General features: G+C 32.7%; 14 protein-coding genes. 6 read left to right on the top strand and 8 right to left on the bottom strand.

Annotated elements, in window-relative coordinates:
- Positions 1-221 precede the first annotated feature (221 nt).
- The gene (locus tag CD150_RS11035; protein WP_064208831.1) at positions 222-1,133 is read right to left on the bottom strand and encodes a biosynthetic peptidoglycan transglycosylase; all 912 of its coding nucleotides are present in this window, start codon (positions 1,131-1,133) and stop codon (positions 222-224) included.
- Positions 1,134-1,530: 397 nt separating this feature from the next.
- On the opposite strand from CD150_RS11035, the gene tyrS reads away from it, so the two are divergent.
- Positions 1,531-2,793, top strand: coding sequence for a tyrosine--tRNA ligase (tyrS, locus tag CD150_RS11030; protein ID WP_073341690.1), 1,263 nt, complete (start codon positions 1,531-1,533; stop codon positions 2,791-2,793).
- 120 nt (positions 2,794-2,913) lie between these two features.
- Here the strand turns inward: tyrS and CD150_RS11025 are convergent, their stop codons facing one another.
- Positions 2,914-4,200 carry a S1C family serine protease gene (locus CD150_RS11025; RefSeq protein ID WP_046206838.1) on the bottom strand — a complete coding sequence of 429 codons (1,287 nt, stop codon included), beginning with the start codon at positions 4,198-4,200 and terminating at the stop codon, positions 2,914-2,916.
- A 166-nt stretch (positions 4,201-4,366) separates the two neighbouring features.
- Here CD150_RS11025 and CD150_RS11020 point away from each other — a divergent pair, with 166 nt between their 5' ends.
- The 3 genes from CD150_RS11020 to CD150_RS11010 all read left to right on the top strand — a co-directional run bounded on the left by CD150_RS11020 (position 4,367) and on the right by CD150_RS11010 (position 8,009).
- Positions 4,367-4,987 carry a lysophospholipid acyltransferase family protein gene (locus tag CD150_RS11020; protein WP_073341693.1) on the top strand — a complete coding sequence of 207 codons (621 nt, stop codon included), beginning with the start codon at positions 4,367-4,369 and terminating at the stop codon, positions 4,985-4,987.
- A gap of 164 nt (positions 4,988-5,151) precedes the next feature.
- Positions 5,152-6,648, top strand: a complete 1,497-nt coding sequence (gene nagE, locus CD150_RS11015; protein ID WP_103161589.1) for an N-acetylglucosamine-specific PTS transporter subunit IIBC — start codon at positions 5,152-5,154, stop codon at positions 6,646-6,648.
- A gap of 239 nt (positions 6,649-6,887) precedes the next feature.
- The gene (locus CD150_RS11010) at positions 6,888-8,009 is read left to right on the top strand and encodes an HAD family hydrolase (protein ID WP_073341698.1); all 1,122 of its coding nucleotides are present in this window, start codon (positions 6,888-6,890) and stop codon (positions 8,007-8,009) included.
- A gap of 409 nt (positions 8,010-8,418) precedes the next feature.
- Here CD150_RS11010 and serA read toward each other — a convergent pair whose 3' ends face one another.
- The 3 genes from serA to CD150_RS10995 form a co-directional block, all read right to left on the bottom strand.
- Complete coding sequence (gene serA, locus CD150_RS11005; protein WP_073341701.1) at positions 8,419-10,035, bottom strand: phosphoglycerate dehydrogenase; 1,617 nt, start codon at positions 10,033-10,035, stop codon at positions 8,419-8,421.
- A complete protein-coding gene (locus CD150_RS11000) occupies positions 10,028-11,188 on the bottom strand; it encodes a pyridoxal-phosphate-dependent aminotransferase family protein (RefSeq protein ID WP_073341704.1) in 1,161 nt (386 codons plus the stop codon). Before CD150_RS11000 ends, serA begins: the two co-directional genes overlap by 8 nt.
- Before the next feature lie 164 nt (positions 11,189-11,352).
- Positions 11,353-11,793: an SACOL1771 family peroxiredoxin gene (locus CD150_RS10995; RefSeq protein WP_046206844.1), complete on the bottom strand. Its 441-nt coding sequence runs from the start codon at positions 11,791-11,793 to the stop codon at positions 11,353-11,355.
- Between the two features lie 78 nt (positions 11,794-11,871).
- On the opposite strand from CD150_RS10995, the gene CD150_RS10990 reads away from it, so the two are divergent.
- On the top strand, positions 11,872-12,615 hold the full coding sequence (locus tag CD150_RS10990) for a glycerophosphodiester phosphodiesterase (RefSeq protein ID WP_103161588.1): 744 nt from the start codon (positions 11,872-11,874) through the stop codon (positions 12,613-12,615).
- Between the two features lie 269 nt (positions 12,616-12,884).
- Here CD150_RS10990 and CD150_RS10985 read toward each other — a convergent pair whose 3' ends face one another.
- From CD150_RS10985 to CD150_RS10970, 3 genes are all read right to left on the bottom strand, one after another.
- The gene (locus CD150_RS10985) at positions 12,885-13,391 is read right to left on the bottom strand and encodes a GNAT family N-acetyltransferase (protein ID WP_046206846.1); all 507 of its coding nucleotides are present in this window, start codon (positions 13,389-13,391) and stop codon (positions 12,885-12,887) included.
- 248 nt (positions 13,392-13,639) lie between these two features.
- Positions 13,640-14,242, bottom strand: a complete 603-nt coding sequence (gene rpsD / locus CD150_RS10980) for a 30S ribosomal protein S4 (protein WP_019468598.1) — start codon at positions 14,240-14,242, stop codon at positions 13,640-13,642.
- Between the two features lie 254 nt (positions 14,243-14,496).
- Positions 14,497-14,961: a free L-methionine (R)-S-oxide reductase MsrC gene (locus tag CD150_RS10970; RefSeq protein ID WP_046206847.1), complete on the bottom strand. Its 465-nt coding sequence runs from the start codon at positions 14,959-14,961 to the stop codon at positions 14,497-14,499.
- 224 nt (positions 14,962-15,185) lie between these two features.
- Between CD150_RS10970 and ezrA the strand changes: the two genes are divergently transcribed.
- Positions 15,186-16,877 carry a septation ring formation regulator EzrA gene (gene ezrA / locus CD150_RS10965; RefSeq protein ID WP_046206848.1) on the top strand — a complete coding sequence of 564 codons (1,692 nt, stop codon included), beginning with the start codon at positions 15,186-15,188 and terminating at the stop codon, positions 16,875-16,877.
- Positions 16,878-17,010: the final 133 nt, after the last annotated feature.

Genomic DNA, 17,010 nt, shown 5'->3' with positions numbered 1-17,010 from the left:
AAAAGGCCTAACGATTTCTGACTTTAAAATAGAGGTCAATTTATAACGAAACTGACCTCAATCAGTGAGACTAAATAAAAACACTTTCGTTGAATTCGTTTTAAATGAATCATTCGAAAGTGTTTTTCTATGTGCAATGTTGTTTATCTTAGAGATATAAAAACTAACTCATTTACGTATGGATTAGTCTTTACTTTGGTAAAAAATATTAATGAATAATTTTATTTAGTCATTAAATGAGATTTAATATCATAATTTTCTGCACGTCTATAATCATAAAGGGTAATTTCATCTTCTACTAACATACGTTTTAATACATAATGCTGTCTATTTAAACTGACTTGGATTTGATCACTAGGTTTAAGTGAGCCATCTTCATTATAGGGTGTGTAATAGTAGGGGCTTTGTAATAACCCAACTAAATAAGCAGATTCAGCAATATTCAAATCCTCAGCAGGTTTGCCAAAAATACTATAAGCAGCTGAACCTATCCCAGAAATATTTGTGCCATTATAATCACGACCAAAAGGAACAATATTTAAATATGTATATAAAATTTCATCTTTAGTCAGTATTTTTTCAGCACGCATTGAGAGTACTAGTTCATTTGCTTTTCGGTTATATGTTTTTTTATTGGTTAAAACTTGATTTTTAACAAGTTGTTGTGTAATTGTACTACCGCCCGTAGCATCCATCGAATTAAATATATCTTGACCAATCGCCCTTAAAACGGCTTTAGGTAAAATACCATTATGTTGAAAGAACAAGCTGTCTTCTGAAGCGGTTAATGCTTTGATCACATTACTATTAACATGTTTTGGACCAACGATAAGTGTATTAATAGAATTGTTATATTCTGATAAAATGTTATCACTTTTATAATCAATATCTTCATTACCAGACACATTTAATAATTTATGTTTTAATTCATTATCTGACATATGCGTTGCTTCTTTTGTTAAATTTTGAAAATAAAGTACAGATATTGCGAGTAAGATAACCAAAGAACAGCTAAATATGAAAAACAAACCTACGAAAAAGTGTTTGATTTTTTTATAAATAAATTCAAACTGTTCCAGTCTAGTAAGTTGTTTATTTTTATGATTGTCTATATCAAACGTCTGTTTTTCCATAGTGGTCCTCCTTAGCTAAACAGTATTATAACATAATACAGAGTGTTGACTTTTAAAATAGAATTAAATATAATTAATATCAATTCGATATCGTTTTTGGATAGAGGAGAAGTAATATATTGTATCATCTTCAGAGAGTTAGTGATTGCTGCGAACTAACGTTGGTCTTTATATGAATACACCTTTATAGCGTAATTATCCAAACGTTTTAGTTAATGAACGTATCATTAATAAAGTTGTTTGACTTAAAGTATGGTGGTACCGTGCATATGCGCCCTTACATAATTATGTAAGGGCGCTTTTTTGCATTTTCTGAGACTATTTTCTTGAATCATAGAAATGATGCAAATAAAGCCTATTCAAAACTTTATCAATATTTAATTAGGAGGTTGATATCATGACAAATGCATTAATAGAAGAATTAAAATGGAGAGGCTTAATTTATCAACAAACGGATGAAACAGGTATTGAAAATTTATTAAATAAAGAACAAGTTACGTTATACTGTGGTGCCGATCCAACTGCAGATAGTTTACACATCGGTCATTTATTGCCGTTCTTAACTTTACGTCGTTTTCAAGAGCATGGTCATCGACCACTTGTGTTAATTGGTGGCGGTACTGGAATGATAGGAGACCCATCTGGTAAATCAGAAGAAAGAAAGTTACAAACTGAGGAACAAGTTGAAACCAATGTACAAGGTATTAGTAAACAAATGCATAAAATTTTTGAATTTGACACAAATAAAGGGGCAAAACTAGTTAATAATAAAGATTGGCTTGGACAAATATCATTAATTGAATTTTTACGTGATTATGGAAAACATGTCGGTGTAAATTACATGCTAGGCAAAGATTCTATTCAAACGCGTTTAGAACACGGTATTTCATTTACAGAATTTACTTACACAATTTTACAAGCAATTGATTTCGGACATCTTAATCAAACATACAATTGTAAAATTCAAGTGGGTGGTTCAGATCAATGGGGCAATATCACTAGTGGTATTGAACTCATGCGTCGTATGTATGGAGAAAATGAAGCATTTGGTCTAACGATTCCGCTAGTAGTTAAATCTGATGGTAAAAAATTTGGTAAAACAGAAGGTGGATCAGTATGGTTAGATGCTGACAAAACAAGTCCTTATGAATTCTATCAATTTTGGATTAATTCAACAGATGAAGATGTTATTAAATTTTTAAAATACTTCACATTTTTAAGTAAAGCAGAAATAAATGATTTAGAAAAATCATTGCAAGAAGCACCGCATTTACGAGAAGCACAAAAAGCATTAGCTGAAAATGTAACTAGATTTATTCATGGCCAAGATGCATTAGATGATGCAATTAGAATTTCACAAGCGTTATTTTCAGGTGATTTGAAATCACTTTCAGCTAAAGAATTAAAAGAAGGATTTAAAGATGTACCACAAGTTGACTTAAACCACACGACTTCGAACATTGTTGAAGCTATCGTTGAAACGGGCATATCTTCATCTAAAAGACAAGCAAGGGAAGATATAAATAATGGTGCGATTTATATAAACGGTGAAAGACAACAAGATGTAAATTATGAATTGTCAGATGAAGATAAGATCGATAATGCATTTACAATTGTGCGTAGAGGTAAGAAAAAATACTTTATGATTAATTATAAATAAGGTCATTTTTAATCGTAAGAGTTGAAAGATAAATAGGAGTTTGGACATTATTGATGTCCAAACTCCTTTATTTAAAGATTAAAACAAGTGTTCTGATTGCTTACATATTAATACATTTTATTAATTAAAAGGGACGACTTCTTCTTTAGATGAGTCTGTGCTATTGGACTTCTGTTCTGTTAATTTCACATCTACGCTTTGTGTTTTTCCTTTTCTTTCAATTGTTAGATTAACATTGTCACCTGGTTTTTTATGTTCATATAAATAAGAGCGTAGTTCTGTATCTTCTTGGACTTTTTCATCATCTATTTTTGTAATAATGTCGCCTTCTTTTAGTCCACTATCAGCATATACTTTGGCTACATATATACCATGTTTTTTATCTGTGTTTAATTGTTTTTTATATTCATCTGGAATTTCACTTAAATTTAGTAAACCAATACCAATAGAAGGGCGGTCGATTTTTCCGTTTTTAACGAGTTCCTTAATTGTAACTTTCACTTCGTTACTAGGTATAGCGAAACCAATACCTTCAACTTGTTCATTCGCTATTTTCATAGAATTTATACCTACTAAATTTCCATTTAAATCTACTAACGCACCACCAGAATTACCAGGGTTAATGGCTGCATCTGTTTGTAGTACATTTACTTTGTTCGCACCTGCTGATGTTTGCGTATCAATGGTACGTTCACTTGCTGAAATAATACCTGATGTTACAGAATTTGCGAATTCTAAACCTAGTGGGTTACCCATTGCAAATACGCTGTCACCAGTTTTTACTTTAGAAGAATTTGCAAAGTCTATCGCTTTTGTACCTTTGGTATCATCAATTTTTAATACAGCAATATCAGTAAGTGCATCTTTACCTATTAATTTGGCATCTACTTGATTAGAGTTATGTAATTGTACTTTAATTTCACTAGCACCATCGATTACGTGATTATTTGTAACAATATATGCGGATCCATTATTTTTTTGATAAATCACACCAGAACCCACGCCAGCTTCTTCTGATTTAGCAGATTTTCCTTTAAGTAAGTCATCTAAATTTTGAGCTTTTTGCATATTAATGACACCAACAATTGCAGGTGACACATCTGTAATCATTTGATTCACAGAATCATACTTATCACTTTTGCCATCTAATGAATTACCAGCATTATTGTTATTATTCGCTTCTTTAACAGTTGACCCGTTATCTTCCAAAACTGTATTTTCCATTACTTTACCAATACCTAAGACGATGAGTGCACCTATGATACCAGCTATGAGTGCAACAAGTACAGTTTTGAACCATGGAAATTTTGGTTTTGTTCGTTTACTAAATGTTGGTCGGCTGTAATTTGATGTTTGCGCATCAGGTTGTTTATTGTTTGTATTTTGATCATTGTTCAAATCTGACATATTATACCTCCGATTTATTCTTTAACTCCTATTATGAAAGCTTTGTCCAACTTTTTCTAGTATATCACTATACAACTTTAGACTGAAATATAAATTATCTTGTTCATTAATGCACTAAATGATAGAATCAATAAGGTAATATAAGGTGAAAAAAGTAGGTGGAAAAATGTATAGATTTATTAGTAGTATATTAAATTTAATTATACGTAAAATATGTAAATCATTAGAAGTGCAAGGGGAAGAAAATATTCCTCAATTACATAGGTATGTCGTCACTTGTACCCACGAAAGTTACAATGAAGTCATTATGTTAGGTATGGCTATTTATCCAAATCAAATTCATTATATGGCCAAAAAAGAGTTATTTAATAATAAATGGTTCGGTGGATTTTTAAGTTCACTTAATGCTTTTCCAGTCGACAGAGAAAATCCTGGTCCAAGCACGTTGAAAAAGCCAATTAAATTATTAAAAGAAAATAAAACAGTTGGTATTTTTCCAACTGGCCATCGTATGAAATATGATGAAGGCTCACCGATGAAACGTGGCGCAGTTACAATCGCTATGATGGCGCAAGCACCCATTTTACCAGCGGCATATATTGGTCCCAAAAAAATTCTAGGTTTAATCACAGGCAAAGCAATTATTAAATTTGGTGAACCCATCGAAACAAAAAACTTGCCTAAAGATATGAAACGAAATGAAAAATTAGAATATTTAACAAAAGAATTGGAAAAAAGAACAATTCAATTACAAAATGAATTAAATGCATCTGTAGCACATAAATAATTCATTTTACTCATTTTGAATCTTATTTTATATACGAATTTTATAAAACTTGTGTTATTATGGAACTGTACAATGACAACAAGTATAACGCTTTCATTCACCACGTGGACATTTTGTACATGTGGTGATTTTTTGGGTAATTTATTGGGAAATGAGGAATGATTATGTATAGTTTCTTTCAACGTTTGGGAAGATCGCTCATGTTGCCAGTTGCAGTGTTACCAGCAGCTGCTATTATCGTTGGTATTGGTAATGCATTAACAGCACTTGGTATACTGCCAACCATAGCTGCGTTCTTTTCTACAGCAGGCTCAACGATACTAGGGCAACTGGGAATATTATTTGCAATTGGGGTTGCTTTAGGTATGGCGAAAAAAAATGACGGTGCAGTGGCGCTTGCTGCAGCTGTTGGTTTCTTCTTAACAACCGTCGTGCTTAGTCCTGAAAAATTAGCACCATTATTGGGTGTAAAAGAAACAGGAGTAAATGAAGCGTTCGAACAAATGAATAATCAAAACGTCTTAATCGGTTTGATTATCGGTTTAGTTGCTGCATATACGTATAACAGATTTAGTAAAACAGAACTGCCAACAGCGTTATCGTTCTTTAGTGGTAAACGTTTGGTACCTATTTTAACTGCATTCTTTAGTATATTTATCGCGGTTATTATGTTGTTTGTTTGGCCAGTTGTGTACTCAGCAATTGTTACATTTGGAACATGGATATTGGATTTAGGACCTGGTGGTGCATTTTTATATGGCTTTTTCAACCGTTTGTTAATACCTACCGGGTTGCACCATGCATTGAATACAGTGTTCTGGTTAGATTTAGTAGGTATTAATGATATCGCTAAATTCCAAACGGGTGATGGTGCCGTTAAAGGTATTACAGGACGCTATATGGCTGGTTTCTTCCCAGTAATGATGTTTGGGATTCCAGCAGCAGCATTAGCGATGTATCATACTGCTGAGACAAAACAGAAAAAAAGAGTTTATGGCTTAATGTTTGGTGGAGCGATTTCAGCATTTTTCGTTGGCGTGACTGAGCCAATCGAATTTTCATTTATGTTTGTAGCACCAATACTATTTGTTATTCATGCACTATTAACTGGTTTATCTCTGTTTATTGCAGCGCTATTTCACTGGACAGCAGGCTTCTCATTTAGTGCGGGGTTAATTGACTTTTTACTATCTTTGATTAATCCAGTAGCAAATCATCCACTGATGTTAATGGTTCAAGGTGTAGTGTTCTTTGTGATTTATTATGTTGTATTTAGATTAGCAATAAAATGGTTGAAACTTAATACACCTGGTCGTGGTGATAACTTACTACCTGATCCGACATCAGAAGAAGCTACAACAGGTGACACTGCAGATTCAGCTGAGTCTGAAGGGGAGTTACAGAAAAATAAGTATTCAAAAACGGCAAGTCAAATCGTAGAAGGTCTTGGTGGCAAAGAAAACATTACTTCTTTAACAAATTGTGCTACTCGTTTACGTATGGAACTCAATGATAATAGTATTATTGATGAAACTAAGATTAAAAGTGCTGGTGCAGTAGGGGTTACAACAAGTGGTAAGCACAACACCCAAGTTATCATTGGGACGCAAGTACAACAAGTAGCAGACGAAATGGAAGCGCAACTAGAAGATCATAGTTAGATAGACGTCGTTTAAAAGTTTTATTATAAAGTTGTAGCAATTCATACAATCACGTTTGGAAATTAGCGATAAGTACATGTTATCGTTTCATTTTCAAGCGTGATTTTATTTTCAAATTAATTTTATGAAATTAATAATATATTTCTATATATATCTTTTGGAAATACATTGCTCTTTTCATATGTAAATAGTACGATATACTAGTATCAGAATTTTCTGATTAAAGGAGAGGAACTAAGATGAAGTCGGTATTATTTGATGTTGATGGTGTGTTTTTAAGTGAAGAAAGGTGCTTTGATGTATCTGCATTAACTGTTTATGAACTGTTAATGAGTAAAGATTATATTGGTATTGACCCGTCTATAGATTTTCATGAACTGGGTGATGAGCAAATTTCTGAAATAAGAGATATTGTCTTCTACCATGATGAGATCTTAACAAAGTTAAAATCTTTAGGGTTGAATTCAAACTGGGATATGTTATTTATTGTTATTGCATTACATTACATTGATTTATGCAAATCACTTACTCAAGAGGAATTATCTATTGCATTGAATAGTGAAAACTTTAGTGAACAAACACTACAATTTCTCGGTGATCATATTTCTAATATTGAGCTTAATTTTGACTTACCACTTTCATTTTTAGATGGTTTAAGTTCTGGTAAAGAAAATATATATCAAGCATTAATTGAACATGCAAAAGTACAATTAAATACAAAAGATGCTGAATTATTTGAGTTGAAAAGTCCTTTCTGGATGCTAGCACAAGAAATTTATCAGGAATGGTATTTAGGTTGCCAATTGTATCATGAAGTAGAACAGAAACAACAACGCACTGACTTTAAAAAAGGCTATATATATCAAGAGATAGTGCTTAGACCTGTTAGTGAAATCAAACAATTGTTAGAAGATTTAAAAGACGCTGGTTACCAAATTGCCATTGCTACAGGCCGACCACGTACTGAAACAATCGTTCCATTTGAAACATTAGGGATTAAATCATTGTTTGACGATTTACATATTGTGACTGCTAGTGATGTATTGATTGCAGAAGAACATTTTCCTGATTTAAAGCCGCTAGGGAAACCCAATCCATTTAGCTATTTAGCAACGCTAGATGGTAATGATTTGCAGCATTATAAAAAATATGCAACAAATCAAGAAAATCGTGTAAACCCAAATGAAGTATTTATTGTGGGTGATTCATTAGCTGATTTATTAAGTGCGAAAAAGATAGGTGCAACTTTTATCGGTCCTTTAACCGGTTTGAAAGGACAAAATGCACGTGAGGAATTAGAAAGCTATGATGCTGAATATATTGTCAATCATGTTGGTGAAATTCGAGATATCTTATTATAATACAAATATTGAAGATTGAAGAATATAAGGTATATTAATATATATTTACACCTTGTTAACGCTGATTACGATTAATGACTTACAGGGTTTACTTGAACTAAAGCGCATATAGAAATAGTTAGGGATGATATGAGCGAGAGACTATAGCCTCGAGCCATATCCCCAGGCAAGCATGTACAGTCAAAATTGTAATATTTTAATTATAAAGAGGACCAATCCATATTATGGATTGGTCCTCTTATTTTGAGAATGGGGATTTATGTCCCAGCCTCTATTTTTCTGCTATTTATGTCCAGACGCTTAAATAGTATTTCATATGAATAAGACAGTTAATAATAGTTCAAATTAAAAGTATATTGATAAAAAACTGAAAGGACAATCATTTTGTTGTCCTTTCAGCTTATTATTGTTAAATATTATAATTTTCACTTACTGCAACATCTAATTCTACACTTCTTATTAGATTAAATCCTTCGATTTCATATAAAGCATCGATTACATCTTGTGTTACAGGATGATCAATTGATAAAATCATCAACGCATTACCACCTTGGTTTGTGCGCCCTAAATGCATAGAAGCGATATTGATATTGTATTCACCTAATATTTGACCTGTACGTCCTACGATACCTGGTCTATCGTTATGATTGATAACCAATTGATGTTTTTCAGGTTTGAAATCAACAGGGTATTCATTAATACGTACGATTCTTGGGCCATAGCCATTTAGTACAGTTGCACCAATTTTAATTTGTGTGTCTTTATTAATTAAAGTCAATTCAATATAATTGCTAAATCCACGATGTTTGGTATCTTTTTCTATATTATATGATACACCTTGCTCATTTAGTAATACTAAGGCATTTATTAAGTTGACACGTTCTGCTAAATCTTGGCGTAATACACCTGATACAAGGGTTCTAGTAAGTAAACTTGTATCATCCAGTGCGATATCCCCTTTATATTTAATTTGTAACTCACGAGGGGCTTTTTCCAATAATTGAATACCTACTTCACCAGTTAATTTACTTAATTCAATATATGGCTTTAATTCATCATTAATTTCATTGAAGGACATTTTTGGTGCGTTAATCGCATTAACGACATTACCGTGTTCAAATATGTCTATGATTTCATTGGCAACGGAGACTGCAACTTTTTCTTGTGCTTCAACAGTAGATGCACCCAGGTGTGGTGTGACGATGATTTTATCATGCGCAACAAGTGGTGATTCAGTTGCAGGTTCGCTTTCAAATACATCAATTGCAGCGCCTTGAATTTGATTAGTATCTAATGCTTCGACAAGCGCATCTTCATCAATGATACCTCCGCGCGCAACATTGATAATTTGAAGGGTCGGTTTTGCTTTTTCAAAAAATGCTTTATCTACAATACCTCTTGTTTTTGGAGTCAGCGGTGTATGCACTGTTACAAAATCTGCTTGTTCAGCAATTTCATCAACTGTAGCACGTGTCACATTAAGTTCTTTAGCTTTGTCTTCTGACAGATAAGGATCAAAAGCAAGTATGTTCATACCAAAGCTTTGTGCACGTTTTGCTACACCAATTCCAATTCTCCCAGCACCAATAACACCTAATGTTTTATTATAAAGTTCAGTGCCTCTATAAGCTTTACGATCCCATTTACCATTTTTTAATGATTGGTGGGCTTGAGGTACGTTACGTGCCATGGATAAAATCATTGCCATCGAATGTTCAGTAGCTGAAATTGTATTCCCATCAGGTGCATTAATAACGATAACACCATGTTTAGTAGCAGCTTCTACATCAATATTATCCACACCAACGCCAGCACGTGCGATGACTTTTAAATTTGGTGCAGCCGCAATGATATTAGATGTGACTTGGGTTTGGCTACGTACAATCAGACCCTCATAGTTAGGAATGATTTCAGCTAATTCTGTTTCATTCAAATCAGTTTGAATGTCGACATTAAAATCGCTATGATCTGTTAGACTTTTTAAACCATCTGGTGAAATTGGATCTGAAACTAAAATTTTATACATATGCTTTTACGACCTCCATATATTGTGTGATAGCTTTACCAACATAAGATTCATTTCTAAATTCTGACAATAGTATTTCTAACGCTGATACAACTTGTAAAATATCAAAAGGCGATATTTGACCCATATGGCCAATACGCAATATTTGGCCTTTTAAATGGCCCTGGCCACCAGCAATTGTAATGGCAAATCTATTTTTTAATTCACTCTTAATATAGTTGAGTTCATCTTTTGATTTTGGAGTGAACGCAGTGACAGTAGGAGACGCATAAACATCTTGAACCAATAATTCTAAATCTAATGCTTTCAATGCTTGTCTTAATCCATCCCTTATCGCATAATGCCTAGCAACAACTTGATCTAAACCTTCTGCATTGATTAGTTCGGCGTATGCGTTTACACCTCTAAATAAAGATACATTGGGTGTGAAAGGTGTTGAATGTTCAGCCAATGATTTTAAATATTTATTTAAATCTAAATAAAATCTAGGCGTTTCTACTGCGTTAAATCGTTCTTTTGCACGATTATTATAAGCTACAAATCCGAGACCGGGTGGAAGCATAATTGCTTTTTGACTACCTGAAACAAGTACATCGATATAATCTCGTTCTAAATCTACATCAACAGCTCCAATACAACTAACACCATCAACCACAAAATATATCGATGAATCAAAGTCGTTTAATGCTTTGCCAAGTTCATGAACAGGATGTAATACAGCCGTAGAAGTCTCGCAATATTGACTAAAGACTGCTGTGATTTCAGTGTTTAAAGATTTTAAAAAGTCGATAAAGTCAGGAACACTGACCGCTTGTCCCCATTCAACTTCAAATATATGTACATTATCGTAATAAGTTTCTGCAATTTGTTTAAATCTATTGCCAAATGCACCAGAAACAATTACAACGATGTCATCATCTGGATTTGCTATATTTAGCATACTCGCTTCAAGTACGCTGGTACCACTTGAAGTAAGTATCATAACCTCATTTTTAGAACCAAAGATAGGTTTAAGTGATTTAAAAGCTTGTTCTGCGATTGCTTCAAAATCACTTGATCGATGTCCGACCATTGGTAATTGTGTAGCGTGTAATATATGTTCTGGTACAGGTGTTGGTCCTGGTGTAAGTAACAAAGGATGATAATATTTCATGTGTAATTCCCCCAATGCTTATGATTGTCAAGTTTAGCAAATTTTCAGAAAATATAAAAGTGTAAAAATTTAAAATAATTAAATATATTCAAATTTCTAATAATATGTAAGGGCATACATTGTTATTATAATCATATTCCGTCATACATAAAATGATTGCAAAATTATTTTAATATAGGTTCTATTTTGACGTCGACATTGCCTCTTATAGAATTTGAAATCATGCAATTATTGTCTGCAATCTTTAGTAACTTTGGTAGTTTCTTTTTTAATTGTTCTTTCTGTGTTGTATCTACATTTATTTCAGGATAATGTGTAATGGTATCCATTTTAAATTTGGCATTTTCAAATATAGCTAATCCAATAGTTGATTGTTGTATATCAATATTGGTAAAACCTGAGCGTTCTAATACAGCCGCAAGGGAAATGATATAACAAGATGATGCTGCGGATACTAATAACTCATCAGGATTCGTACCAGTTCCATTTCCGCCTAGACCTGCTGGGATAGATATTTGTTCATTCAAAATATCACCAGAAAGTTTACCGACTGATTCTCGTCCGTCTTCCCATTTTGTAGTTACTTTAAATTGATGTTGGACCATTGCTTTGACCTCCATTGTTTTTATGATAACTTAAGTTTAGTGGATTCTAGTTTATAATGAAAGGGGAGGGCACTTTTTATGTCATTTGAATACGAAAAACATCATATAATGTTAGTTGCGCATCGTGGCTTGGCAATGGATTATCCAGAAAACACCAGTATTGCTATTCAAGCTGCCCTTCAAAGCAATGCAGATATCATAGAGATAGATTTACATAAAACGCGGGATGGTCAGTTAGTTGTGATACATGATGACACTATTGACAGAACATCAAATGGTAGGGGGAAGGTTGGAGAACAAACACTTAATGATTTAAGACAATATGATTATGGTATAAATAGTAGTCCAAGATATACCAAACAAACATTGCTGACATTTGATGAAGTATTAACATTAATCAAAGCATCGTCTCAGGCATTATTAATAGAAATGAAACAACCTAAAAATTATCCCGGCATTGAAAATGATTTAATAGATAAACTAAAGCAATATGAGCTAGATAAAAATCAAGTGATCATTCAATCTTTTGATCAAAATTTTATAAAACAACTATATCTGAAGCATTATGGCTATCGATTAGGTGTTTTAATTAGCAAAAAACGATATTGGTATAAAATGCCATCTTTTAAAAAAATAGCTGAATATGCTGACTACGTGAATCCGCACTATTCATTAGTGACGGAAGCGTTTATGAAGAAGGCACATGACTATGGATTGAAAGTAATGCCTTATACTGTTAATGAAAAAAGCCAAGCGATAAAACTGATCCGTATTGGTGTCGATGGTCTTATTTCTGACAAACCACATCGTTTATTTTGTTAATTCAATGATTACCTGAGCAAAAGCTCATGCATAAGTCCCACTAACCCAACAAGTTGAGAAGTGGTTTTAAGGATTACCTGAGCAAAAGCACATGCATAAGTCCCACTAACCCAACAAGTTGAGGAGTGGTAATAAGGATTACCTGAGCTAAAGCTCATGCATAACCCCCCACTAACTCAACAAGTTGAGAAGTGGTTTTAAGGATTACCTGAGCTTTAGCTCATGCATAACCCCCACTAACTCAACAAGTTGAGAAGTGGGGGTTACATTTATTTTTGTTGATTAATCCAATCATCTCTTAAAAGACCCATTACATGGCAATCATTATATTTACCTCGTGTATAGAAATGTTCTTGTAAGGTACCTTCAATTTTAAAGTTTTGTTTTTGGTAGATATGTACAGCTTTCTCGTTTGTAACATCTACAAATAAATATATTTTATGAAGGTTTAACACTAAAAAGGCATAATCTATGGCCATTTTAAAGGCTTGTGAGGCATATCCTTTACCACCATATTGTTCATCTACGATAATTTGAATTTCGCAATTACTATGTATAAAATCGATTTCTACTAATTCAACCACGCCGATACGCTCAGAATCATTTTCGATAATAAATCTTCTTTCAGATTCATCTAATAGATGCTTTTTATAGAGTGATTGTAACTCACTTAAAGATTGATATGGTTCTTCAAACCAATAAGACATAATGGAATATTCATTATTTAAATGATGTACAAAGTCCAAATCTGTTTCTTCTAAAGCTCTAATTTTCAATGTTAACACTCCTTTTTACTAAATATAAACAAAGTGAAGAAAAATGTAAAATTGAAAAGAAATACAGCGGAAGGTCTTTTAATTTCCTTTAACATTAAGTGAATACAATGGGGGATATCTTGAAGCCTTTCAATATGTTACGTTTATTATTTTAGCTTAGAAATGATTGCGTAATGAGTCACTGTCTACAAATTTGGATACAAAAAAACACCGACAAAAAATTTGTCGGTGTTTTAATATAAAACTTATTATCTTGAGTAGTACTCAACGATAAGTTGTTCATTGATTTCAGCTGGTAATTCACTACGTTCAGGAATGCGAATGAATTTACCTTTTAAGTTGTCTGCATCAAACTCTAAGTAATCAGGTACAAAGTTGTTGATTTCAACAGATTCAGCAATGATATCTAATTTAGCAGATTTTTCACGTACTGAAACTTCTTGTCCTGGTTTAAGTGTGTATGATGGGATATCAACACGTTTACCGTCAACTTCGATATGACCATGGTTAACGATTTGACGTGCTTGACGACGTGTACGAGCTAAACCTAATGAGTATACAACTGCATCTAAACGTGCAGCAAGTAATTGCATGAAGTTTTCACCATGTACACCATGTTGGTTACCAGCGATTTCGAATGTGTTACGGAATTGTCTTTCAGTCATGCCATATAAATAACGTAATTTTTGTTTCTCACGTAATTGTAAACCATACTCTGACATTTTTTTACGTTGGTTAGGACCATGTTGTCCTGGTGCGTAAGGACGTTTTTCTAATTCTTTACCTGTGCCACTTAAAGAAATACCTAAGCGACGAGATTTTTTCCAGTTTGAACCTCTGAATCGAGCCATAAATAGACTCCTCCTTTTTCTTTTTTGTTGTTATGAAAAAACAAAAAAGAGTGTTGCATGCTTAATTGGATATATTGTTTTATGTGTCCTCGCCTCATAGCTACGGTTACACGGCACGCCCACTTTGGGAACAACATAGCGCCAATTAATATACAACTGCTAATTTCGTTTATTCACACAAAGAACATTGTACCATGATATATTAATCTGTCAATAGTTGACCTTGCGTTTGTTTGTAATAGAACAGGATTGGTTTATGATAATTGATTTTCAATGATAGCTACAATGTTTTCTAAGCCTTGCTTATCTTCATTATTGAAACGGTTTGTGATAGGTGCATCTATATCTAAAACACCTATGACATTGCTATCTTTATGAATAGGTATTACAATTTCAGATTTACTGTTAGCATCGCAAGCAATATGTCCAGGAAATGCATTTACGTCTGCTACTAATTGTGATTCATCTTTGGCAACAGCAGTACCACACACGCCTTTACCAATAGCGATATGTACACAAGCAGGGTGTCCTTGAAATGGACCAAGAATTAATTCGTTATCTTCTACTAAATAAAACCCTACCCAGTTAATTTGATCTAATGAATCATTTAACAGTGCAGATATGTTACTAAGGATGGCAATCATATTGGACTCATCTTCAATTAAACTTGAAACTTGCTTTTGTAATAAATCATAATTTGTTTCACTAACCTCTAGCATAAAAAAACCTCACTTTTTACTTTTCATTTAGTATAAAGACTGTTTTAATAGTAATCAATCAATTGATTTTAGAAGTTATTTTAAAATTATCGTTATACATATGATTAGGAAAGAAAGAACTTAATGACTAATTTTAAATAATTGAGATGATTCACTCATTTTCTCTTTAATGGGTAGGTATCTTACGTTATAATGAATAGTGATAAAATAGGAGGAGAAAACATATGGTATTGTATGTCATTTTAGCAATTATTGTCATTATACTGATTATTGTCGGTATATTATTCTATATGCGTTCCAACAAAAGCCAAATAATTGAAAAGGCTGAAACGCGTAAAGTAAAAGTAGAACAATTACCCTATGATGAAAGTCTATCTCAATTGTCTGAGCTAACTTTAACAGGGGAGACAAAAACAACTTATAACAGTTTAAAACAAAATGCACTAGATAGTAAAAATCAATATTTATTACCAGTAGAAGAAAAAATTCATGATGCAGAAGGATTGCTTGATAAATTTAAATTTTCACAAGCTCAAACTGAAATTGATGAAGCACATGAATTGATGGATAAATATGAAGAAAACTACAATGAACTTACTTCAAAAGTTGAAAATATTTTAAATCTACATAAAGAAAGTGACCACCTATATGAAGCGTGTAAGGTGGATTATCGTGAAATGAAACGTGATGTGTTAGCTAATAGACATCAATTCGGTGAAGCGGCTGCTCCATTGGAACAAGAAATTGAATCATTTGTTCCAGAAATGGAAACATATGAAACATTAAAAGAGGACGGCAATTATAACCAAGCGTACAATCACATCAAAACGCTTAATGAAGATATGAATTATCTTAAAAAAGATATGGATGAAATTCCTGAATTGATTAGAGAAGCACAAAAAGAATTACCAGGACAATTCCAAGATTTAAAATATGGATGTCGCGACTTGAAAGTCGAGGGTTATGATTTAGATCATGTCAAAATTGATAGTTCATTACAGACGCTTAAAACAGAATTGAGTTTCGTTGAACCAATGATCAGTAGATTAGAATTAGACGAAGCAAATGATAAATTAAATAGTATTAATGATCGTCTTGATGAAATGTATGAATTAATCGAACATGAAGTAAAAGCAAAAAATGAAGTAGAAGAAACAAAAGAAGTTATCACTGATAATCTATTTAGAGCTAAAGAAATGAATTATACGTTACAAACTGAAATTGAATATGTGCGCGAAAATTATTATATAAACGAAAGTGATGTTCAAAATGTAAGACAGTTTGAAAATGAAATTCAGAGCATGATTTCAGTATATGATGAAATATTACAAGAAATGGCGAAATCAGCAGTAAGATATAGCGAAGTCCAAGATAACTTGAAATATATCGAAGAACATGTTGATGTCATCAATGAAAAACAAGAAAAACTACAAAATCATTTAATCCAACTTCGAGAAGATGAAGCAGAAGCAGAAGAAAATATCTTGCGTGTTCAAAGTAAAAAAGAGGAAGTTTATAGAAAACTCTTGGCCTCAAATTTACCGAGTGTACCTGAAAGATTCATCATTATGAAAAATGAAATAGATTATGAAGTGCGTGAAGTAAACAAAAAATTTAGTGTGAGACCCATCCATGTAAAACAACTTAAAGATAAAGTCTCTAAAGTGGTTCTACAAATGAATAAATTTGAAGATGAAGCAACAGATGTTCTCGTCAATGCAGTCTATGCTGAAAAATTGATTGAATATGGGAACCGCTATCGTAAAGAAAGTTCAAATATTGATAAAAGTCTTAATGAAGCAGAGCGTTTATTTAAAAATAATCGTTACAAACGCTCAATTGAAATATCTGAACAAGCGCTAGAGAGTGTAGAACCAGGTGTTACAAAACAAATTGAATCACAAGTTATCAACTAAATAATAGTAATGTTTTTGAGGCTGGAACATAAAAATGTTCCAGCCTCAAATAATTTTTTGGCGCTAGATGTTTGTATGAACAAATTATTAATATTTAATGATCATTTAAAAATTCATATAGACAGTGATGAAG

It is taken from the genome of Staphylococcus ureilyticus, assembly GCF_002902235.1.
Classification (GTDB): Bacteria; Bacillota; Bacilli; order Staphylococcales; family Staphylococcaceae; genus Staphylococcus; species Staphylococcus ureilyticus.
Note: the sequence above shows the minus strand (reverse complement) of the source record. Positions and strands in the feature narration are given on the sequence as shown.

Coding starts and splice junctions, on each gene's coding strand:
- CD150_RS10990 (WP_103161588.1), top strand. CDS start 11,872: ATGTCATTTGAATACGAAAAACATCATATAATGTTAGTTGCGCATCGT.
- nagE (WP_103161589.1), top strand. CDS start 5,152: ATGTATAGTTTCTTTCAACGTTTGGGAAGATCGCTCATGTTGCCAGTT.
- CD150_RS11010 (WP_073341698.1), top strand. CDS start 6,888: ATGAAGTCGGTATTATTTGATGTTGATGGTGTGTTTTTAAGTGAAGAA.
- CD150_RS11020 (WP_073341693.1), top strand. CDS start 4,367: ATGTATAGATTTATTAGTAGTATATTAAATTTAATTATACGTAAAATA.
- CD150_RS10995 (WP_046206844.1), bottom strand. CDS start 11,793: ATGGTCCAACATCAATTTAAAGTAACTACAAAATGGGAAGACGGACGA.
- serA (WP_073341701.1), bottom strand. CDS start 10,035: ATGTATAAAATTTTAGTTTCAGATCCAATTTCACCAGATGGTTTAAAA.
- rpsD (WP_019468598.1), bottom strand. CDS start 14,242: ATGGCTCGATTCAGAGGTTCAAACTGGAAAAAATCTCGTCGCTTAGGT.
- CD150_RS10970 (WP_046206847.1), bottom strand. CDS start 14,961: ATGCTAGAGGTTAGTGAAACAAATTATGATTTATTACAAAAGCAAGTT.
- CD150_RS11025 (WP_046206838.1), bottom strand. CDS start 4,200: ATGTCAGATTTGAACAATGATCAAAATACAAACAATAAACAACCTGAT.
- tyrS (WP_073341690.1), top strand. CDS start 1,531: ATGACAAATGCATTAATAGAAGAATTAAAATGGAGAGGCTTAATTTAT.
- CD150_RS11000 (WP_073341704.1), bottom strand. CDS start 11,188: ATGAAATATTATCATCCTTTGTTACTTACACCAGGACCAACACCTGTA.
- ezrA (WP_046206848.1), top strand. CDS start 15,186: ATGGTATTGTATGTCATTTTAGCAATTATTGTCATTATACTGATTATT.
- CD150_RS11035 (WP_064208831.1), bottom strand. CDS start 1,133: ATGGAAAAACAGACGTTTGATATAGACAATCATAAAAATAAACAACTT.